Origin of the sequence: Oligoflexus sp., assembly GCF_035712445.1 — a bacterium.
Taxonomy (GTDB): domain Bacteria; phylum Bdellovibrionota_B; class Oligoflexia; order Oligoflexales; family Oligoflexaceae; genus Oligoflexus.
Genome location: NZ_DASTAT010000066.1, coordinates 48,310 through 65,846 on the forward strand (window position 1 = coordinate 48,310; position 17,537 = coordinate 65,846).

The window sequence follows — 17,537 nt, forward strand, 5'->3', positions numbered from 1 at the left end:
TCAGGGAACCAATGGCAGAGCCAGTTCTGTGAGGCGCGTTCCCGTCTGAATCAACTGCACAGGATACTGCTCGTTCACATAGTTCGCATAGAGTGGATCGCGCGTGTCCACCACCACGACGAGTCGATGTCCCGCCGGGATATCATAGGCTGCGATGTTCAGGTCAACCACGACTTCGTTGGAACGATCCAAGGGGGACCGCTCGCTGACCACTCCGTGCGTGATCAAAGTGCCCTTGGCCCAAGGATCGCAGTCATAGAGATAGGCGATCATCTGCTGGGGAATCTTGTGGGCAGCGGACCAGATGCGAACCTGTGGAGCACCCCGCAGTCGGGCGGACGATTTGAATTTATCCGTCATATAAAGCGCGGCGTGGCGTCGATCAATTTTGGTGAGCTGCTTGATGATCGGCAGATTCAAAGTTGCATCGGCCGTATCGGAAAGCAGCGGCAGACCACTGGTCGCACCGGAGTCCACGCTGCCGGTAAAGGCCACGCCATTGATGGCTTCAGAAATGTCCTCGGCAATCTCTTCGATGATTCCAAGATCCGCCAGCTTATTCACGGGCTTCAGCTGCATCAGAGGCTGCTTGCTGACCAGAGTCGGAAACTCGGCATAGAATTCCCGTCCACGCGGCGCCTGCATCGAGATGGGGGCCTGGCTGCGCAGGCTGGATGGAAGCTCCATCAGGTAGGTATCAAACCAACGGTGCGTTTCATTCCAGATGTCGCTTGGAAAGCCAAAGAGCCCGGGAATCGCGGAACTCGCGTGGATTCCCTTGTCCAAATAAAACTGCTTGGGGCCCTGCAGTTTCTCATAGAATTCCCGCATCTGCGCCGGTGGAAAAAGCCCATCCTGATAGCTGTTCGCGACCAGGACCGGAGCCTTGCGCGCGTTGATCTTATCCACGTAACTCAGAGGCGAACGTTCCACAGCCCAGGCGCGCGCGACGTCCGCTTCCACATTGTTTCGCAGGCGACGGGCCTGAATGCCCACCTCCGGATCCAGTCGTCCAAGCAGCTTGCCTGACAGCAAAAGAAGATTCATCCACACTTCGCGAATGGTTTCCTTGCCGTAAAGCGCCTGCTCCAGATTACCCCAACCGCTCATCGCCACAGCGGTTCGAATGCGCTCCTCGTTGGCCAGGGCCATCAGGGAAATACCGGCCCCATAGGAGACGCCGGCCATGCCGAGCCGCGTGACGTCGAGGCGCGTGTTCTCTTCCATCCAGTCGATCATGGTGCTGACGTCCCGCAGGTCGTTCGGTCCGGCGACGGTCACAAGGCCTTCAGACGTGCTGAAACCCCGCGTGGCATAACTCAGCACCACATAGCCCTTGGCTGCGAATCGGCGCGCCTGCAGATGGTATTCATCCTCGGTCAGCGTCCACGAATTCACAAAGATCAGACCGGGACGGTCACCAGGAAAATCCTTGGCCTTGGGTTCGAAGAGTATGGCGGCGAGTTCAGTGCCATCAAAAGACGGGATGCGGAGGCGGGTTGTTTCGAACTTATCACCCCAGACTTTCAGGTCTGAATCGGATGACTCTTCAGGCGTCGGGCCGCCACAGGCAAACAGGAACAGTAGGAAAAAGACAATAGGATACCGCTGCAATCCATTCGCTGTCATAGTGATCCCCCCGGATGTGACAATGAAAATGGAGAAACGTATGGGCACACCGGTCAGGAGGGCGAGTCCTGACCAGTGTTATGTCCTTCATTCTGTCAAACTATGTAAAACTGTCTGTATGAAGGTCAATACATTGGGCGCACGTTTAGAATGACCGATGCATTTCCGCTTTGTCCAGTAAAAAGTTGAAAGGCGAACACTGCCAAAGAGTCATAATATCGATTCTTGAAGCGCTGGTCGAAAGCCTGGAAATCTAGTAAAATGGCTGCTGTCCGGTTAGGTCCAGAGGAGAATACTTATGAATTATGCGTTCGCGTTCGTGCTCGGTCTTCTGCCCCTGTCACTGCAGGCTGCTGACAATAACGAAGGGTTTCAGGCCACCCGGCAACTCACGGGTGAGTTGCTAAATGATAAAGAATCATTTGGTGGCAAGGTTGTTGATACGATGGATGTTGCAGATTATACCTACGTGCAGTTTGCGCATGGCAAGGAAAAGTTCTGGCTGGCGACCAGCAAAACCAAGGTGAAGAAAGGCGACAGCGTTTCGTTTTCCGATCCTCAGACCATGCATAAATTCCACAGCAAGTCGCTCAATCGAACCTTTGATCAGATCTATTTCGTGACGACGCTGAACGTCAAACCACAGTTTTAAGTCTGCGGCAGCTGGTCGAGCAGCATTACGATGAAACAGAGTTCCTCGGCCAGCTCCTTCAAAGCATCATAACGTCCCGATGCGCCCCCATGCCCTGCGCTGATCTCGGTGCGTAGCAGCAGAAGATTTTTATCCGTCTTCATATGCCTGAGCTTCGCCACCCACTTCGCGGCTTCCCAGTAAAGCACCCTTTTATCATGTAAACCCGCGGTCACGAGCATCGAGGGATAGGCCTGCTTTTTCACGTTCTCATAAGGCGAATAGCTGCGAATCCGTTCATAGTCGCCGGGATTATTCGGATTGCCCCACTCATGATATTCAAGCCGGGTGAGCGGCAGCGTATCATCGAGCATGGTATTCAGAACGTCGACAAAAGGCACGGAAGCGACGATGCCCAGGAATAATTCCGGACGCTCGTTGGCGACCACGCCCATCAGCATGCCTCCGGCGCTGCCGCCTTCGCCCACGATCCAGCCCTGCTTTGTGATGCCAGCGCTGATCATGTGATCACAGATGGCCAGATAATCCCGGAAGGTATTCCACTTCTTATCCAGCTTGCCGTCCAGATACCAGCGGCGCCCCATATCCATTCCACCCCGCACATGCGCGAGCGCATAGATATAGCCGCGATCCACCAGCGTCAGGCGATAGCTGCTGAAGTCGGCGTCCATGGTTTCGCCATAGGATCCATAGGCGTGCAGGAGCACCGGCCGCGGCGCCTCCAGTCCAAACTTTTTATGATAAAGAAGCGTCACGGGAACGCTGGTCCCGTCATGGCTCTTGGCCCAGATGCGTTTGACGGCATAGTTGTCAGGATTGAAGTTCGGATCGGGAATGTTCCGCTGCTTCAGAAGGATACGCTGTCCTGTGTTCACATCGTATTCGAAAAGGCAGGACGGCATACGCGGGGTCGATGCCCAGTAGCGGAAGCACGAGGATTTAAAATCACGGCCGCTGAATGCGCTCAGGTCGTATGCTTCCTCGTCGAGGCTGATGAAGAGCGGCTCCAAACCATCGAAACGCTGCAGGCGCAGGCGCGGCAGACCTTCGCTGCGTTCCTGCAGGATGTAATAGTCGTGAAAGACGACGAGGCCTTCCAGGAGGATGGTCGCCTGATGGGGCAAGAGATCGCGCCACTGGGCTCGACCTGGATTATTCACCGGCGCACGCACCAGACGGAAATTCTCCGCCTCCCAGTTGGTCACGATAAGGAATTCGTCCCCGCGATGGCTCACCTCATATTCATGACCCGTGTGCCGCGGCTCGATCAGCTGAAAGTTCGTGCCGGGCTCGCTGACCCGATGGGCGCGCATTTCGTTGGCGTCATAACCATGGCAGCTGATGAAGACGAATTCATCGCTCTCGGAGGCATCCAGCCCTACGAAAAAGCCGGGATCCTCTTCCTTGTAGACAAGGATATCCTGCTCCTGCTTCGTACCCAGGCGATGGTAATAGACTTCAAGGGGGCGGTCATGCTCATCGAGCTTCACATAGAAAAATTCATCGGAACTCTTCCACTCGAAGCATGAGGACGCGCCTTCGATCACGTCCTTCAGCGTACGGCCGGTCTTGAGGTCCTTTACCCTTATGGTGTATCGTTCGTCGCCGTCCGTATCAATTCCATAGGCCACCAGCTTGTGATCCCGACTGATATCGACAAAGCCCAGCTCACAGAAATCGGAATCAGCGGCCAGTTTATTGTGATCGAGGTAGACCTTTTCAGGGGCATCCAGGTCGTTCAATTTACGGCAGTAAAGGGGATACTGATGCCCCTTCTTATAGCGGTGGTAGTACCAGAAATCGTCATCCTTTTCCGGCACGCTGCTATCATCTTCCGCAATGCGTCCCTTCAGCTCCTGATAGATCTGGTCGCGACGTTTACGCAGCGGCTGCATCACTTTTTTGAAGTAAGCATTCTCGGCTTTCAAATAGGGAAGCGTGGCAGGATCCTTGATGTCTTCAAGCCAGCGCCATTCGTCGATGTGATGCAAGGGAGATTTGGGGCGCAGACGGCGTTTGCGGGCCTTCGGGGGAGTCAGTTTCATACGTACAATTCCACGAGTTCATCTGCCAAATACGCTTGGCGGGATGCCTCATTGTGCCCCTGTTTTCAGTGTTTGTCAAAGCACTGAATGACTTCATTGCGGGTAAAGTGCCGGCTGTTGCATTTCTTGCAAACGTACTTGGCGCCATCGCGATAGAACTTCTCTTCCCCATCGCGATTCCTTCCGGTCTTGACGGACTGCATGGCTTTTTCCGCAGCTGCCGCTTCGATGTCGGCTGTGGTCAACGTCGGCCCGTTTTCCGCTGGAGCCGCGCCCTCCTGCTCGGCTTCGTGGCTGTCATAGCATTGGATGACTTCGGACTTCGTGAAGAGTTTTTTGTTGCAGATACGGCACACATACTTGGCGCCGTCGCGGAAGAATTTTTCGCCTTCGCTGCGAGCGGCCGCCCGCCGTGTCCGGCTCTGTTCCAGCGTCTCCTTGCCCTGAGGCGCCGGAGCTTCTTTCTTCGCCGGTTTTTCCTCGGCACCTGTGACCCAGACGTCTTCCTCGGGCTTATGCGCATCAAAGCAGGCCAAGACTTCGGTCCGGCCGAAGAACTTCGCATTGCACTTTTTACAGACATACTTCGCGCCATCGCGGAAGAATTTTTCATCGCCTTCTTTTTTGGAGGCCACACCCGCTTTTTCCTGCTCCCGGTGGCGGTCATAGCAGGCAATCGCTTCCTGATACTTTTTGTATTTCTGATGACAGCTATGACAGCGGTAGCTGTTCCCTTCTCTTTCAAATTTACTGCCTTCGGCGGGGTGGACGGGCGCTTCATCATGGCCAGGAACAGGCGCGTCCATCGCCGCTGCGTCCTCAGCCTGAGGCCGTCTGGCCTTGGGTGCTGGCGGTGCGGCGTCCTTGGGTTTTTTCGCGGCCGCTTTGGGAGGCGTGGGTGCTTCGCTGCGCGGAGCGGGGGTTTTCACCGGCGGGAGCTTATGTTCCCCACCGGCGAACGCAGCCAGATTTTTCAACTTTTCTTCCACGGTCTGCGTTTTTTTGTAGCGCGCCTCGGCATCTATTTTCTTCTGGATCTCATCCTTGCAGGTGCGGGCGCATTCCTTGGCCTGAATCATTTTTTCATAAACGCGTTTGCAGTAAGTGCAGCGGTAGACCTTGCCTGATTTCTCGCTTTTATCCTGTACCGCAGACTGATCCATATAGCGTTTGATGCAGGCTTTTAAACAATTGTCGGCCTGGGCTTCGCTGCCGTAACGGGTGCCGCACATGCCGCAGATATAAAAGAGGCCCTGCTTGACGACCCGCCGGACAGAGTTCTCTTTGTTTTTGTCGATGGCCCTGGGAAAAGCCATGTTTTCTTCGTTCCTTAAAGGGATCAGCCCCCATCTCCCCATCGGCGGATTTTGGGGGAAGTGAAGGGCGATTTCGTTCTCAGCCTGATAACTTTTTGTTTTTATTAAATATTTTACTTTATTAAAAATCAAAAACAATTTGACATTACCCAAATCGACGGCTATTTATGCCCTGTCAACACAACGGCTTTTGGCGAGGAACCCATGAATTCCAAGGTTACATACCTTTCGAGCCGCAGTCTGGCGGCCTATGAAACCATGCTGATCGAAACTTTTGCGCAGCAGTATAAACGTGACACCCGCAAGCAGCGAATGAAGGTCCTCGGGATCTGGCTTGGCTTCACCGGCCTCGCGTTCCTGGCTTTGGCCTTGCCCCTGTTTATTCAAGACTTTTTGCGTATGCTCTGGCTCTGAAGGTCCTGTACACTGGAAATCGCTCGCCTTATCGCGTGATGATGTCCAGGAGGATCCCCATGAGCAAGAGCAAGACCGACCCCAAAAGCACCAATAAAATGAGCGATGAAAGTTACCTGCACGGCTATACCACGGTCGAGCAGGAACGCTTGCGTCATCAGGCTCGCTTCACCGAACAGAGCATCTATCGCAACATCGACCTCACGGGCGTCGACCGCCTCCTTGAGGTCGGCGTGGGCGTCGGAGCCCAGTCGGAAATCATCCTGCGCCGTTATCCCGAAATCAAAATCGTCGGCATTGATCAGAATGAAGCGCAGCTCGCCAGCGCTCAAAGGTCGCTGGATGCCATACCCTGGGCCAAGGGCCGATACGAGCTGCAGAAAATGGATGCCACCAGTATGGATTTCGAATCGCATACCTTTGATGGCGCCTTCATCTGCTGGGTGCTTGAGCATGTTCCGACGCCCGAGCGCGTTTTAAGTGAAGTGCGGCGCGTCCTTAAAAAAGGCAGCCGCATCTTTGTCACCGAAGTGATGAATCACTCCTTCTTCCTGGAGCCCTATTCACCGAATGTCTGGAAATACTGGATGGCGATGAACGACTTCCAGCATGAACAGACCGGCGATCCCTTCATCGGCGCCAAGCTCGGCAACCTTCTCCTGGCTCAGGGTTTTACTGACATTGACACCAAGGTCCACACCTGGCACTTCGACAACAGGAATCCGGATAAGAGAAAACTCTATATCGAATTCTGGACGACGCTGCTTTTGAGTGCGAAGGATCAGCTTTTGAATGCGAAGGTGATCGACGAGGAGACGCTGCAGCAGGCCCAGAAGGAATTGCGTCAGGTCGCCAAGGATCCTAACGCAGTCTTCTATTTTTCCTTCATGCAGGCGCAGGCCGTGCGCTGAATTCAGGGCAGGCGGGCCATCACAGGCAGGTGGTCCGACACCAGGTCCCGATAGGATGGAATCATATTTTCCAGTTTCGGGATGGTGATGGGGTTCAGTTCCACGTTACGCGTACTGATCATGTGATCGAGCATGGGACGGCTCGGTGAAATAAAAGTATACTCACCGTTCAGGGCCAAAGGCTTGGTGTGGAACGTATAATTCTCCGGCTTATCCGTCCAGGGTTTGAAGACATTGAGTCCCGCCTGCCAGGTCACAAGTTCATTGAAGTCACCGAGCAGTGTCACCTGGGCTCCTGGAACCCGCGTCGTGAGATCGGCTACGTAGCCTTCAAGAGCTTTGTTGGCGGCCTCACGGCGCTGCTGGCTATCATCTTTTGTTGTGGCTTTCAAATGAACGGCGATCAGATAGACATCCTGTCCGGCGCGACTGCCGGTCTTGATTCGAAAATGAGCCTGCAGGGGTGGCCTTGGAAAACTGTAGTTCTGTTTGACGAAAAGAAGTTCCCAGTCCACCAGCTCCAGGTCGGCCTGCCGATAAATAAAGGCCAGTTTCTGATAGTCGTTCGGTCCATACTGATGCGGGGACAGCACGCCGCTGAAACCAGGCAGTTCATCCAAAAGCTGCTGAAAGGCGACTTCGCTCGCCACTTCCTCAAGCGCCATGACATCGACGTCCGTCTGCTTCACCACGTCGCTCGCAATATCCACCGCGCGATCCGACTTGGGAAAATTTTCAATGTTCCAGGTTCCGAATTCAAAGGTATTGGTATCTCCGAGCTGCGGAAGAATGGGCTCGCCATCGTCATCCATCGGAGCAGGCAAGGGAGTCGACGTTGGCGTCACGGGAGCAGGGGACGGCAAGGGCTGCTGTGCAGGGGCGTCCGGCAGATCAGGGCGTTTGGGCGTCGAGCCGGAATCGGTACATGCAGTCAGCGCTATCAGCAGAAAAGAGAGGATGAATCTCTGCATAAAGGTTTCCTTGCACACGTTAAGTTCAGCGATTTCTTAGCACGAACGAGTGATAATGGACAGTATATTTCTCAGTCAGGATCGTGCATGCTGAGTCAAAAAAATATTGAATACAGGGAGTTAACTTGCGCACCATGGTGAAGAGTCGACGGGTCGACTCAAAGCTTCTCCTCCTGAGCATCATGCTGGGATCCTGGTTTTTACAGGGAAACAAGGCTGCTGCTGCTGCCGCACCCACGGTCAAACAGCCGGTGGATTGTCAGCTGCAGGGGGGCGAGTGGGCCCAGTGTCTGACGGTGGATGTCCCCGAAAATCGTAGTAAAAAAGAAAGCCGCACCCTTTCCCTTCATGTCGCCCTTTATAAAGCCCAGGCTCCTTCGAAAGATTATGCTCCTATTTATATGCTGGCAGGCGGCCCAGGTCAGGCGGCCACAGAGGGCTTTGTGCCTCTGCCGGAAACCTTTCGTCGGCTGCGGCAGCATCACGATATTATTTTGATCGATCAAAGGGGTACCGGCTCCAGCCATCCTTTGCGCTGTATGCGGGACACGGATCCGAAATGGGATCTGCTATTTAATGAAGATCTGGCGCTGGAACACAGCAAAAAATGTGTCGAACGTTTGCGGGCCGATACGGATCTGACCGCATACACCACCGATGCGGCGGCCCATGATCTGGAGGCCGTGCGACAGACACTCGGTCATAAGAAAATCATACTCTTCGGTGTTTCCTATGGAACGAGGCTTGCGCTGCGCTATCTTGCGCTTTATCCCGATGCCGTCGCGAAACAGATTCTGGAAGGCGTGCTGCCGCCTTCGGTGAATTTCATTCGGGAAAGGCAGGCCGCAGCGGAAAGTCTTCAGGGCATCGCCGCGCTTTGCCGCAAGGATCCCGATTGCCAGGCTTGGGGTGACCCATGGGAGCACTATCAGAAATTAAAGCTCGCCTGGGCGCGAAATCCCAAGGTGAAGGTGATGGACCCGCGTTCGGGAGCCATGAAGGAAGTCGTTCTACGTCCGCAGCACATCGAATCGGGCATCAACAGCCTTCTCTATCATCCCCTTGATATGTCGATCGTCCCTCAGGTCCTTTACGAGGCGCAGGCTGGGAACCTCGGGCCGCTGCTGGCGAAAGCACTGAGTTCCGATAGCGGCATTTATGATGGTCTTTATTATCTTCTGGTCTGCGCCGAGGATATGCGCGATCTCGGAACGCCACTGACTGATTCGCAAAAAATTATAGCGAAGATGTGCAGCTTTCTGCCGGATACCACGCTGCCCAAAGATTTTCGCGTGCAGCCCCTGAGCCAGGTCCCTACGCTTTATCTTTCCGGTGGTCTGGATCCTGTCACCCCTCCGCGTTATGTGGAAAGCCTCAAGGCATCGTTGCCGCAGTCCACGCATCTTATCCTGCCCGACTATGGGCATAACATCAGTTATGTGAGCTGCGTTCAGGATGCGATGATTGAATTCATTGGATCGGACAAGGCTCAGATCACGCCGCCGGAGTGCCTCAAAAAAATGAGAGGCCTGCATTTTTTCAAGGGAGCGCCGAAGACATGATCGAAGTCAAAGAGCTGAAAAAATCCTTCGGCAAGGTGGAGGCTGTGCGTTCCGTCAGCTTTCATGCCGAGGATGGACAGATCACAGGTCTTCTGGGTGATAACGGTGCCGGCAAAACCACAACAATTCGCATGCTGGCCGGGACTCTGACGCCGGATGCGGGTGTCATTCATCTCGATCAAAAACCTTTGGCCGTTTATGATCGCCAGCAGCGTCGCAGCATCGGCATTCTGTCCGATGCCAAGGGCCTTTATGAAAGACTCTCGACTCGCGAGAACATGGCCTATTACGGGCAGCTCATGGGACTTTCCGGGGCGAAGCTGGAGGCAGGTCTTGATCGAGCCCGAAGGCTTTTGGATCTGGACGATATTCTGGACCGACGCGTCCAGGGATTTTCCACAGGCCAGCGCATGAAGGTGCTTTTGGGTCGTCTTCTCGTCTATCAGCCGAAGAATTTGATCCTGGATGAACCCAGCTCAGGCCTTGACGTTCGTGCCACACGGAAATTAAGAGCGATCCTGTCCCGTCTTCGCGATGAAGGGCATTGCCTCGTTTTTTCGAGCCACATCATGCAGGAGGTCGAGCTTCTCTGCGATTCGGTGATCGTGATGCATGATGGAAGGTCTTTGGGTCAGGCTCCGGTGGGTGAATGGAACGCCCGGGCTGGTGTCGACAAATTTGAAGATGCATTCGTCGCTGCGATCGAAGGAGGTCAGTATGCTCCGTGATATTGGGATTGTGATTCGCAAGGAACTGCTCGATCTGTCCCGCGATCGCCGCACCCTGCGTTCGATGGCCGGTATTCTTTTGGGTATGCCGCTGGTTTATGTGGTCTTGATTGGCGTTCTTCTTTCGCAAATGAAAGAGAACATGGAACGCACGGTTCAGGCCGGGGTCGTAGGTTGCGTGCATGCGCAAAGCATCTGCGATTTCCTGCGGGAAAATCGGGTGGACGTCACGGCGCTGGAAAAGGTGGATACGGGCCTCATTTCGAACCGAAAGCTTGATGTCATCATGCATCTGCCGGACGATTATGAAAGTGCGCTGCTCGATTTTCGGCGGCCCAAAATCGGTCTTTGGTATGATGAGGTCGAGGATAAATCAAGTTCCGCCATCAAAAGGATGGGCCTTCTCCTGGAACGCTGGCAGATCGGTCTCGGCTATCGGCGAGCCATCCTGCGCGGGGTTGATCCTGCGACGCTGAAGCCGCTGCAGATTGAAGCCAGCTCCATCAAACCGGAAAAAGGTTTCAGCTATGGCTGGGTCCAGCTCTTCATGTCCTCTCTTCTGATGTCCTGCTTTCTGGGAACCTATCATCTGGCTGTCGACAGTGTCGCTGGTGAAAAGGAAAGAAATACCCTGGAATCCCTGATGCAAACAGCGACGCCTCGTACGGCGTTCATGCTCGGGAAATGGCTGAGCCTGTCGCTGGTCGGGTCGCTTGCACTTCTGACGTCGGCGCTGATGTTCAAGCTTTTAGTGGAAGCCAAGCCGCTGCAAAACTTCCTGGGCATGGCGTCGGAACTTTCCTGGGATTTTATTGGCAAGAGTCTTTTGATCTGCATTCCGCTCATTCTGATGACGACGAGTCTTCAATTCATGATCGGCACGCTTTCACGTTCCGTCAAAGAGGCTCAAACCTATGCCAGTCTTCTTTCCATTGTGGGTATTCTGCCGGCTTCCTTCGCCAACGTGCTGGAGAAAATGCCGAATGCCCAGTGGTTTCCGAGCCTCGGGCAGACGCTGACCATGCTGCGTTTGGGTAAAGAGCAGCCAGTCAATTGGCTGGCCTGCCTCGTTGCCAGCGGTGCAACTCTGCTCGTGGCGGGAATTTTTCTGCTGGTCGTCTATCGAGCCTTTCATAATGAAAAGCTGTTTCGTTCAGGAACCTGACTGAGTAAGATCCATGGTGCGCCGTCCCACAAAGTAAGTAAGGTGGCCCATGACAAAACACAAGACTTCCCTGGAACCTCTCGGCGAAGATTGGCAGGAAATTCGTCTGCCTTTCGCCAACCTTGTTCGCTCCTTCGTTTCTGGCGACCCGCATGGCGATCGCATCCGTGTGCGCTATTATAAAACCAAGGACAAGGATGTCCTCATGGGCCGCATCTGGTTTGGTCCTGGTGCGGAAGGCCCTCCGGGTCATACGCATGGCGGGGCCCAGGCTGCGGCGATCGATGAGATCTGTGGTGGGGCCGTATGGGCCCATGGCTATAAAGTGGTCGCCTTGAATCTGGAAACGGATTTCGGCACATTTGTTCCCTTGAATACGGAACTCGTTCTGCATGGCAGCATCACCAAGCGTGAAGGCCGCAAGATCTTTACGGAAGGCCGTATCGAGGATCTGAATGGTCGCGTTCTTTCGAAAGGCCGGGTGCTGTTTTTGGAATTGAACGAAGAGCAGATCGCCAAACTTTCCGGTTTCACCGGTGGACTCGAGCTGCCGTCCGAAGTTCTGCCTCCTAAAAAAGACGAGATCTGAAGGGAAAACACGCATGTTTGTTGGAAGCCTGAGTCTGACCGTCACGGATCCCAAAAAAAATGTAAACTTCCCGGCTCTCATTTTTTATCCGACAGCCACAGCTTCCAGCCCCGTGAACTTTGGCCCTTATCCCATGGATCTGGCTTTGAATGCCCAGGTCCAGGGTGAACATTGCCCGCTGATCGTGATTTCCCACGGATCGGGCAGCACCCCGCTCGTGTATCGAAACCTCGCCACTTTCCTTGCAAGACAGGGCTTTGTCGTGGCAATGCCCGAGCATCCGGGCAACAATCGCAGTGATAACAGCCTGGATGGAACCGTCGCGAACCTTGAGCAAAGGCCGCGGCATCTGCGCCTCACCATGGATGCGGTGCTTTCCGATCCCCGTTTCACGCCGCATGTGGACGCGCATCATGTGGCCCTCATCGGCCATTCGCTCGGCGCTTATACAGCCCTCGCACTGGCCGGAGCCCAGCCCTGGTCAGGCCTTGGGCAAAGGATCGAAGTCGAGGCGGATTCACGTATTCAGGCCCTGGTCCTCCTGGCTCCCGTGGCTTCCTTCTTTTCTCCGAACGATTCCCTGCGCAACGTGCACGTGCCGATCCTCATGTTTGCCGGCACCGAGGATCGCATGACTCCGAAGTGGCAATCGCAGCTCATCCTTGACCTCGTCCCTGGACGCGATCAGGTTATTTTTCACGCAATCGCCCATGCCGGGCACTATTCGTTTCTGAGCCCCTTCCCTCCGGCCATGAAACGCCCTGATTTTCCTCCGTCACAGGATCCCCCGGGATTTGACCGCGAACGTTTTCATGACGAGATGCATGAAACGATTCGCAGCTTTCTTCACACGCAGCTGGGTCTATGAAACCGTGCACTGACGGAAGACCTGGACTGAGACGGGTTTATCCAGACCATAGCCCATGATGATGGAAAGCCCCGTATAGGTGCAGCGAACAGTGGGATAAAGGTCCAGCGTGAACTTGAAGGCGGAGGCATGATAGGCCCCGTAAAGGCCGCTGCAGTCGCCTCCCAGGGGGACCAGGAAGTCGAGTTTCACATCGCTGAGATCTGTGGGCTTGATAAGGGCGGCATCAACTTTCGCGACCTTGGCGATCTGGGGAATCATCAAGGCTTTGAGGTCATCCTGGGCCAGATTCACAAGGCTGCAGGCGGAGGCTGCGGGTGCGAGGGAAAGCGAACCTAGAACGGATCCAGTCAGGACAATCCAGCTTGCCTTTGTCATGAACGTATCTCCCGAAATAAGTTTACTTGTTTCCTGAGAGAGACGCTAACATTCGCAAGCGAAGGGGGCAATGGCGCGTCCCAACCATGACGAAAGTGGTTTTCGCGCCGCGATGATGAGGCTGGTTGGGAGCGTGGTGTTACTGTTCGATCGCTTCCTGGAGCGGAATGATTTCAATCTGGGGATCGAATTCTTCGCGCAGAATGCTCTGAATCGCGGCCAGCGTTCCCGTCACAGAACTGGGACAGGTGCCGCAGGCGCCTTCATAGCGAATCGTGAGGAAGTGATCTTCAAGTTTCAGAATCTCCAGGTCGCCACCATCACCCTGCAGAGCGGGACGAATGGTGCGATCCAGGATGGCTTCAATCTTCGCGAGTTCAGGCGAAAGCTCTTCGCGGCGCTTTTCCTCGGGCGATTGAAAGTTGGGATTATGGGTAGGCAGAAGAGCCCTGATCAGCTTGCGTGAGCTTTCCAGAATCTCGTCCCAGGAGACGGAACCGTCCTGGGTCAGGGTAATGGCATTCTCAAAGAAGTGGACCTGGGTCACTCCCCTTATTTCAAAAAGGGCCTTGGCCAGGGGAATATGCGCGCATTCCTCAGCCGTGGAAAGAGTGATCTTGCCCGTGGTTTTCACATCAAGGTTACAGATGATTTTCTTCGCGTACGGGTTTGGCGTCGGTTGAATCATCATCTTGACGTCCATGGACGAACTCCTTTGCCCTGAATCATTTGACTGCTGCAAAGACACGATTATACCTCAATCCCCATTAAACCGTTATGCCGCCGTAATTTTCCAGAAGACTCAGCATGCGGGACTGCATGGTGGCATCCTGAATCCGATACATCACATCACGGACAAAGGCCTTGGCCAGCATCTGCTCAGCTTCCGCGCGGGGAATGCCGCGGCTTTGCAGGTAAAAGGTCTGCAGGGCGTCCAGCTGGCCAATGGTTGCGCCGTGCGAGCACTTGACGTCATCAGCGTCGATTTTCAGCTGCGGCCGTGAATCCGCTTCCGCGGTGCTGCTCATCAAAAGATTCTTATTCAGCTGATGAGCCACGGTCTGCTGTGCATTCTTCACGATATTGATGCGGCCGTTGAAAACAGCCCGGCATTCATCATAGAGAATGCCCTTATAAACCTGGGAACTCGTCGTATGCGGCGCCAGATGCTGAACCGTTGTCACATGATCCAGGTGGGTCTGCATGCGGCCGAGATAAAGACCATCGAGCCTTGCATTCGCTCCGGATTCTTCCAGATCAATTTGAAGCTCCGTGCGCGAGATGCGGCCGCCAAGCGTCAGGGTAAAGCAGGCGACATCCGCATCGCGGCGCGCTTTGATCAGGTTCTTGCCCACATGCAGCGACTGCGAGCTCAGGATTTTTTCCTGAAAAAGACGCAGCTGCGCGCCACGGCCCACTTCGTAGCTGCTCACCACGTTCGTGAGATGCGGCTCCAGATAGCTGAAATAACTTTCCACCACCGTGGCGCTGGCGCCATCGGCAATATGCACGATATTCCGCGGGCTGATCAGCTGCGCGGCGGCGCTTTCCGTGTTCACAAAGAGGAATTGAATAGGACGCGTCACGGCATGACGCGCATCCACCTGAACCAGGGCGCCACTGCTGAAGGTCGCATCGTTCAGTTCTTCAAAGCTGCCGCGGGGCAGCGAATGGGACGCTTTCAGATGCGCTTCGACCAGGTCTTTTTTCGTTTTGATCGCCCTATGCAGCGGCATCACGGTCAGGCCGCTCTCCGGGTGCATATGCGATTTATGGGGAGCGAAGCTGCCGTTCAAAAAGACCAGCGTATCCGCGCCAGGGATCATAAAATTTTCGAGCGACTTATCCGTATTCGGATGCGCTTCGTCCAGCCAGCCGAAGCTGCCGCCCGTGATCGGACGCAGGCTCGTATATTTCCAATCTTCATTCTGCCGGGTCGGAAAACCGAGCTCACTGAATTTTTGAAAAGCGGACGCACGCAGGGGCCCTATCCAATCGGGTGTCCAATCCGACCCCTGGACGCTGGCGTAAACCTTGTCAATATTGGCTTGCATTCCCACCCTCTATCTCAGTTGAGCAACCAATCGTAGCCACGATCCTCGATTTCCAAAGCCAAAGACAGATCGCCGGATTTAACGATACGGCCGCCTGCCAGAACATGAACGAAATCGGGTTTGATATAGTTCAGAATCCGATGATAGTGCGTGATCATCACGATCGCGTTATCTTCGGTCCGCAGCTTGTTCACGCCTTCCGCGACGATGCGGAGGGAGTCGACGTCCAGGCCGGAATCGGTTTCGTCAAGCAGGGCCAGACGCGGCGCCAGCACAGCCATCTGCAGGATCTCGTTGCGCTTCTTTTCGCCGCCCGAGAGGTCCACGTTCAGTTGACGATCAAGGAAGTCGGAGCTGATTTCCAGCATTTTGGCTTTTTCACGCACGAATGCGTTGAAGGCGGCCGCATCCATGGGATCGACGCCGTGATGCTTACAGACCGCATTGAAAGCCACGCGCAGAAATTCGAGGTTCGGCACGCCGGGGATTTCCACAGGATATTGGAAAGCCAGGAACACGCCTTCACGCGCACGCTCATCCGGGTCGAGTGCCAGGAGGTCTTTTTGCTTGAAGTTGACTTCATACTGGATCGACCCGCCGGTCACTTCATAATCGGGATGTCCCGCGATCACTTTGGAAAGCGTACTTTTCCCGCTGCCGTTCGGGCCCATGATCGCATGAACCTCGCCGGCGTTGACCGTCAGGTTCAGACCTTTCAGAACCTGCTTCTCGTCGACCTTGACCTCTAGACCTTGAATAGTGAGCATGTGCGCGCGCCTCTTGACTAACGGTTAACCGACGGAACCTTCGAGTTTCATTTCCAGGAGCTTCACAGCTTCCACCGAGAATTCGAGTGGCAGCTCTTTGAAGACTTCCTTGCAGAACCCGTTGATCAGCAGGCCGATCGCCTGCTCCTCGTCGATACCCCGCGATTTCAGATAGAAGACTTGTTCCTTGCTGATCTTCGATGTGGTGGCCTCATGTTCGACCACGGCCGTCTGATTCTTCACCTCGATATAAGGGAAGGTGTTGGCACTGCACTGATCTCCAACCAAAAGGGAATCACACTGGGAATAGTTTCGGGCCCCTTCTGCGGATGGCAGAATTTTCACCTGGCCACGGTAGGTGTTCACGGACTGCTCCGCGGATATCCCTTTCGAGATGATGCGGCTCTTCGTATTTTTGCCGATATGAATCATCTTGGTGCCGGTGTCGGCCTGCATTTTGTTGTTGGTCAGGGCCACCGAGAAAAATTCCCCGTGCGAACCATCACCCTGCAGAATGCAGCTTGGATATTTCCAGGTGATAGCCGATCCGGCTTCCACCTGGGTCCAGGAAATATGCGAGTTTTTGCCTGCGCAAAGACCGCGTTTGGTCACGAAGTTGAAGATACCGCCCCGACCCTCTTCATCCCCAGCGTACCAGTTCTGAACGGTCGAATATTTAATCTCGGCGTTATCCAGCGCCACGAGCTCCACGACAGCCGCATGCAATTGATTCTCATCACGCTGAGGCGCGGTGCAACCTTCGAGGTAGCTCACCGAACTGCCTTCCTCGGCGATCACGAGCGTTCGTTCGAACTGCCCGGTTCCCGCGGCGTTGATGCGGAAATAGGTGCTGAGATCCATCGGGCATTTGACGCCCTTCGGAATGTAGCAGAAGGAACCATCGGTAAAGACCGCCGAGTTCAGCGCGGCATAGTAGTTGTCTTTATAAGGAACGACTTTGCCCAGCCACTTCTGAACGAGTTCCGGATGATCCTGGATGGCTTCCGAGATACTGCAGAAGATGATGCCGTGCTTGCCCAGCTCTTCCTTGTAGGTGGTCGCAATCGAAACCGAGTCAAAGACCACATCGACCGCAACGCCTGTGATGCGCTGCTGCTCACCCAGGGGAATGCCGAGCTTATTGAAAGTGGCAAGCAGCTCAGGATCGATATCATTCAGACTCTTGGGGCCGTCGCCTTTTTTCTTCGGCGCGGAATAGTATCGAATCGCTTGAAAATCAATTTTCGGATAGCTGACGTGGGCCCAGGTCGGCTCTTCCAGAGTCAGCCAGTAACGAAAGGCCTTCAGACGGAAATCGAGCACGAATTCCGGCTCGTTCTTCAGCGCCGAAATACGCCGGATGATGTCCTCATTCAGGCCGACAGGGAATTCGTCCGTTTCCACATCACTGACGAAACCGTACTTGTACTCGCGTGAAGCCAACTGATTTTTTTTGGTCGTGGTGTCCATAACTTCCTCAATCCCTTA

General features: G+C 54.6%; 17 protein-coding genes. 8 read left to right on the forward strand and 9 right to left on the reverse strand.

Annotation, left to right across the window (positions count from 1 at the left end):
* Complete coding sequence (locus tag VFO10_RS14320; protein ID WP_325141269.1) at positions 1 to 1,629, reverse strand: CocE/NonD family hydrolase; 1,629 nt, start codon at positions 1,627 to 1,629, stop codon at positions 1 to 3.
* A 298-nt stretch (positions 1,630 to 1,927) separates the two neighbouring features.
* On the opposite strand from VFO10_RS14320, the gene VFO10_RS14325 reads away from it, so the two are divergent.
* Entirely contained in the window at positions 1,928 to 2,281 is a 354-nt protein-coding gene (locus tag VFO10_RS14325) for a hypothetical protein (protein WP_325141271.1), read from the forward strand.
* On the opposite strand, the gene VFO10_RS14330 is transcribed toward VFO10_RS14325, so the two are convergent.
* The gene (locus VFO10_RS14330) at positions 2,278 to 4,326 is read right to left on the reverse strand and encodes a S9 family peptidase (protein ID WP_325141273.1); all 2,049 of its coding nucleotides are present in this window, start codon (positions 4,324 to 4,326) and stop codon (positions 2,278 to 2,280) included. The genes VFO10_RS14325 and VFO10_RS14330 overlap by 4 nt on opposite strands.
* A 65-nt stretch (positions 4,327 to 4,391) precedes the next feature.
* Positions 4,392 to 5,642 (reverse strand): hypothetical protein, encoded by a 1,251-nt coding sequence (locus tag VFO10_RS14335; RefSeq protein WP_325141274.1) that lies wholly within the window; start codon positions 5,640 to 5,642, stop codon positions 4,392 to 4,394.
* 204 nt (positions 5,643 to 5,846) lie between these two features.
* Here VFO10_RS14335 and VFO10_RS14340 point away from each other — a divergent pair, with 204 nt between their 5' ends.
* The gene (locus VFO10_RS14340; RefSeq protein WP_325141276.1) at positions 5,847 to 6,056 is read left to right on the forward strand and encodes a hypothetical protein; all 210 of its coding nucleotides are present in this window, start codon (positions 5,847 to 5,849) and stop codon (positions 6,054 to 6,056) included.
* Between the two features lie 98 nt (positions 6,057 to 6,154).
* The gene (locus tag VFO10_RS14345; protein WP_349259370.1) at positions 6,155 to 6,967 is read left to right on the forward strand and encodes a methyltransferase domain-containing protein; all 813 of its coding nucleotides are present in this window, start codon (positions 6,155 to 6,157) and stop codon (positions 6,965 to 6,967) included.
* Positions 6,968 to 6,969: 2 nt separating this feature from the next.
* On the opposite strand, the gene VFO10_RS14350 is transcribed toward VFO10_RS14345, so the two are convergent.
* Complete coding sequence (locus VFO10_RS14350; RefSeq protein WP_325141280.1) at positions 6,970 to 7,938, reverse strand: hypothetical protein; 969 nt, start codon at positions 7,936 to 7,938, stop codon at positions 6,970 to 6,972.
* A 134-nt stretch (positions 7,939 to 8,072) separates the two neighbouring features.
* Here VFO10_RS14350 and VFO10_RS14355 point away from each other — a divergent pair, with 134 nt between their 5' ends.
* Genes VFO10_RS14355 through VFO10_RS14375 form a run of 5 tightly spaced genes read left to right on the forward strand, consistent with a single transcriptional unit; the run spans position 8,073 to position 12,850 of the window.
* Positions 8,073 to 9,500, forward strand: a complete 1,428-nt coding sequence (locus VFO10_RS14355) for an alpha/beta fold hydrolase (protein WP_325141320.1) — start codon at positions 8,073 to 8,075, stop codon at positions 9,498 to 9,500.
* On the forward strand, positions 9,497 to 10,228 hold the full coding sequence (locus tag VFO10_RS14360; RefSeq protein WP_325141282.1) for an ATP-binding cassette domain-containing protein: 732 nt from the start codon (positions 9,497 to 9,499) through the stop codon (positions 10,226 to 10,228). The genes VFO10_RS14355 and VFO10_RS14360 overlap by 4 nt, the downstream gene beginning before the upstream one ends.
* Positions 10,218 to 11,393, forward strand: a complete 1,176-nt coding sequence (locus tag VFO10_RS14365; protein ID WP_325141284.1) for an ABC transporter permease — start codon at positions 10,218 to 10,220, stop codon at positions 11,391 to 11,393. Before VFO10_RS14360 ends, VFO10_RS14365 begins: the two co-directional genes overlap by 11 nt.
* A gap of 49 nt (positions 11,394 to 11,442) precedes the next feature.
* Positions 11,443 to 11,982, forward strand: coding sequence for a PaaI family thioesterase (locus VFO10_RS14370; RefSeq protein WP_325141286.1), 540 nt, complete (start codon positions 11,443 to 11,445; stop codon positions 11,980 to 11,982).
* Between the two features lie 13 nt (positions 11,983 to 11,995).
* Entirely contained in the window at positions 11,996 to 12,850 is an 855-nt protein-coding gene (locus tag VFO10_RS14375; protein ID WP_325141288.1) for an alpha/beta hydrolase family protein, read from the forward strand.
* Here VFO10_RS14375 and VFO10_RS14380 read toward each other — a convergent pair.
* From VFO10_RS14380 to sufB, 5 genes are all read right to left on the reverse strand, one after another.
* Positions 12,845 to 13,228, reverse strand: coding sequence for a hypothetical protein (locus VFO10_RS14380; protein ID WP_325141290.1), 384 nt, complete (start codon positions 13,226 to 13,228; stop codon positions 12,845 to 12,847). The two genes, VFO10_RS14375 and VFO10_RS14380, sit on opposite strands and share 6 nt — an antisense overlap.
* Positions 13,229 to 13,367: 139 nt before the next feature.
* Complete coding sequence (locus VFO10_RS14385) at positions 13,368 to 13,931, reverse strand: NifU family protein (protein ID WP_325141292.1); 564 nt, start codon at positions 13,929 to 13,931, stop codon at positions 13,368 to 13,370.
* 64 nt (positions 13,932 to 13,995) lie between these two features.
* Positions 13,996 to 15,282, reverse strand: a complete 1,287-nt coding sequence (gene sufD, locus VFO10_RS14390; RefSeq protein ID WP_325141295.1) for a Fe-S cluster assembly protein SufD — start codon at positions 15,280 to 15,282, stop codon at positions 13,996 to 13,998.
* Positions 15,283 to 15,296: 14 nt separating this feature from the next.
* Positions 15,297 to 16,049, reverse strand: a complete 753-nt coding sequence (gene sufC / locus VFO10_RS14395) for a Fe-S cluster assembly ATPase SufC (RefSeq protein WP_325141297.1) — start codon at positions 16,047 to 16,049, stop codon at positions 15,297 to 15,299.
* Between the two features lie 24 nt (positions 16,050 to 16,073).
* On the reverse strand, positions 16,074 to 17,519 hold the full coding sequence (sufB, locus tag VFO10_RS14400; RefSeq protein WP_325141299.1) for a Fe-S cluster assembly protein SufB: 1,446 nt from the start codon (positions 17,517 to 17,519) through the stop codon (positions 16,074 to 16,076).
* Positions 17,520 to 17,537: the final 18 nt, after the last annotated feature.

What these genes read in the sequence shown, in the direction of transcription:
- VFO10_RS14320 (WP_325141269.1), bottom strand. Translation starts at nt 1,629, where the DNA reads ATGACAGCGAATGGATTGCAGCGGTATCCTATTGTCTTTTTCCTACTG.
- VFO10_RS14325 (WP_325141271.1), top strand. Translation starts at nt 1,928, where the DNA reads ATGAATTATGCGTTCGCGTTCGTGCTCGGTCTTCTGCCCCTGTCACTG.
- VFO10_RS14330 (WP_325141273.1), bottom strand. Translation starts at nt 4,326, where the DNA reads ATGAAACTGACTCCCCCGAAGGCCCGCAAACGCCGTCTGCGCCCCAAA.
- VFO10_RS14335 (WP_325141274.1), bottom strand. Translation starts at nt 5,642, where the DNA reads ATGGCTTTTCCCAGGGCCATCGACAAAAACAAAGAGAACTCTGTCCGG.
- VFO10_RS14340 (WP_325141276.1), top strand. Translation starts at nt 5,847, where the DNA reads ATGAATTCCAAGGTTACATACCTTTCGAGCCGCAGTCTGGCGGCCTAT.
- VFO10_RS14345 (WP_349259370.1), top strand. Translation starts at nt 6,155, where the DNA reads ATGAGCGATGAAAGTTACCTGCACGGCTATACCACGGTCGAGCAGGAA.
- VFO10_RS14350 (WP_325141280.1), bottom strand. Translation starts at nt 7,938, where the DNA reads ATGCAGAGATTCATCCTCTCTTTTCTGCTGATAGCGCTGACTGCATGT.
- VFO10_RS14355 (WP_325141320.1), top strand. Translation starts at nt 8,073, where the DNA reads ATGGTGAAGAGTCGACGGGTCGACTCAAAGCTTCTCCTCCTGAGCATC.
- VFO10_RS14360 (WP_325141282.1), top strand. Translation starts at nt 9,497, where the DNA reads ATGATCGAAGTCAAAGAGCTGAAAAAATCCTTCGGCAAGGTGGAGGCT.
- VFO10_RS14365 (WP_325141284.1), top strand. Translation starts at nt 10,218, where the DNA reads ATGCTCCGTGATATTGGGATTGTGATTCGCAAGGAACTGCTCGATCTG.
- VFO10_RS14370 (WP_325141286.1), top strand. Translation starts at nt 11,443, where the DNA reads ATGACAAAACACAAGACTTCCCTGGAACCTCTCGGCGAAGATTGGCAG.
- VFO10_RS14375 (WP_325141288.1), top strand. Translation starts at nt 11,996, where the DNA reads ATGTTTGTTGGAAGCCTGAGTCTGACCGTCACGGATCCCAAAAAAAAT.
- VFO10_RS14380 (WP_325141290.1), bottom strand. Translation starts at nt 13,228, where the DNA reads ATGACAAAGGCAAGCTGGATTGTCCTGACTGGATCCGTTCTAGGTTCG.
- VFO10_RS14385 (WP_325141292.1), bottom strand. Translation starts at nt 13,931, where the DNA reads ATGGACGTCAAGATGATGATTCAACCGACGCCAAACCCGTACGCGAAG.
- sufD (WP_325141295.1), bottom strand. Translation starts at nt 15,282, where the DNA reads ATGCAAGCCAATATTGACAAGGTTTACGCCAGCGTCCAGGGGTCGGAT.
- sufC (WP_325141297.1), bottom strand. Translation starts at nt 16,049, where the DNA reads ATGCTCACTATTCAAGGTCTAGAGGTCAAGGTCGACGAGAAGCAGGTT.
- sufB (WP_325141299.1), bottom strand. Translation starts at nt 17,519, where the DNA reads ATGGACACCACGACCAAAAAAAATCAGTTGGCTTCACGCGAGTACAAG.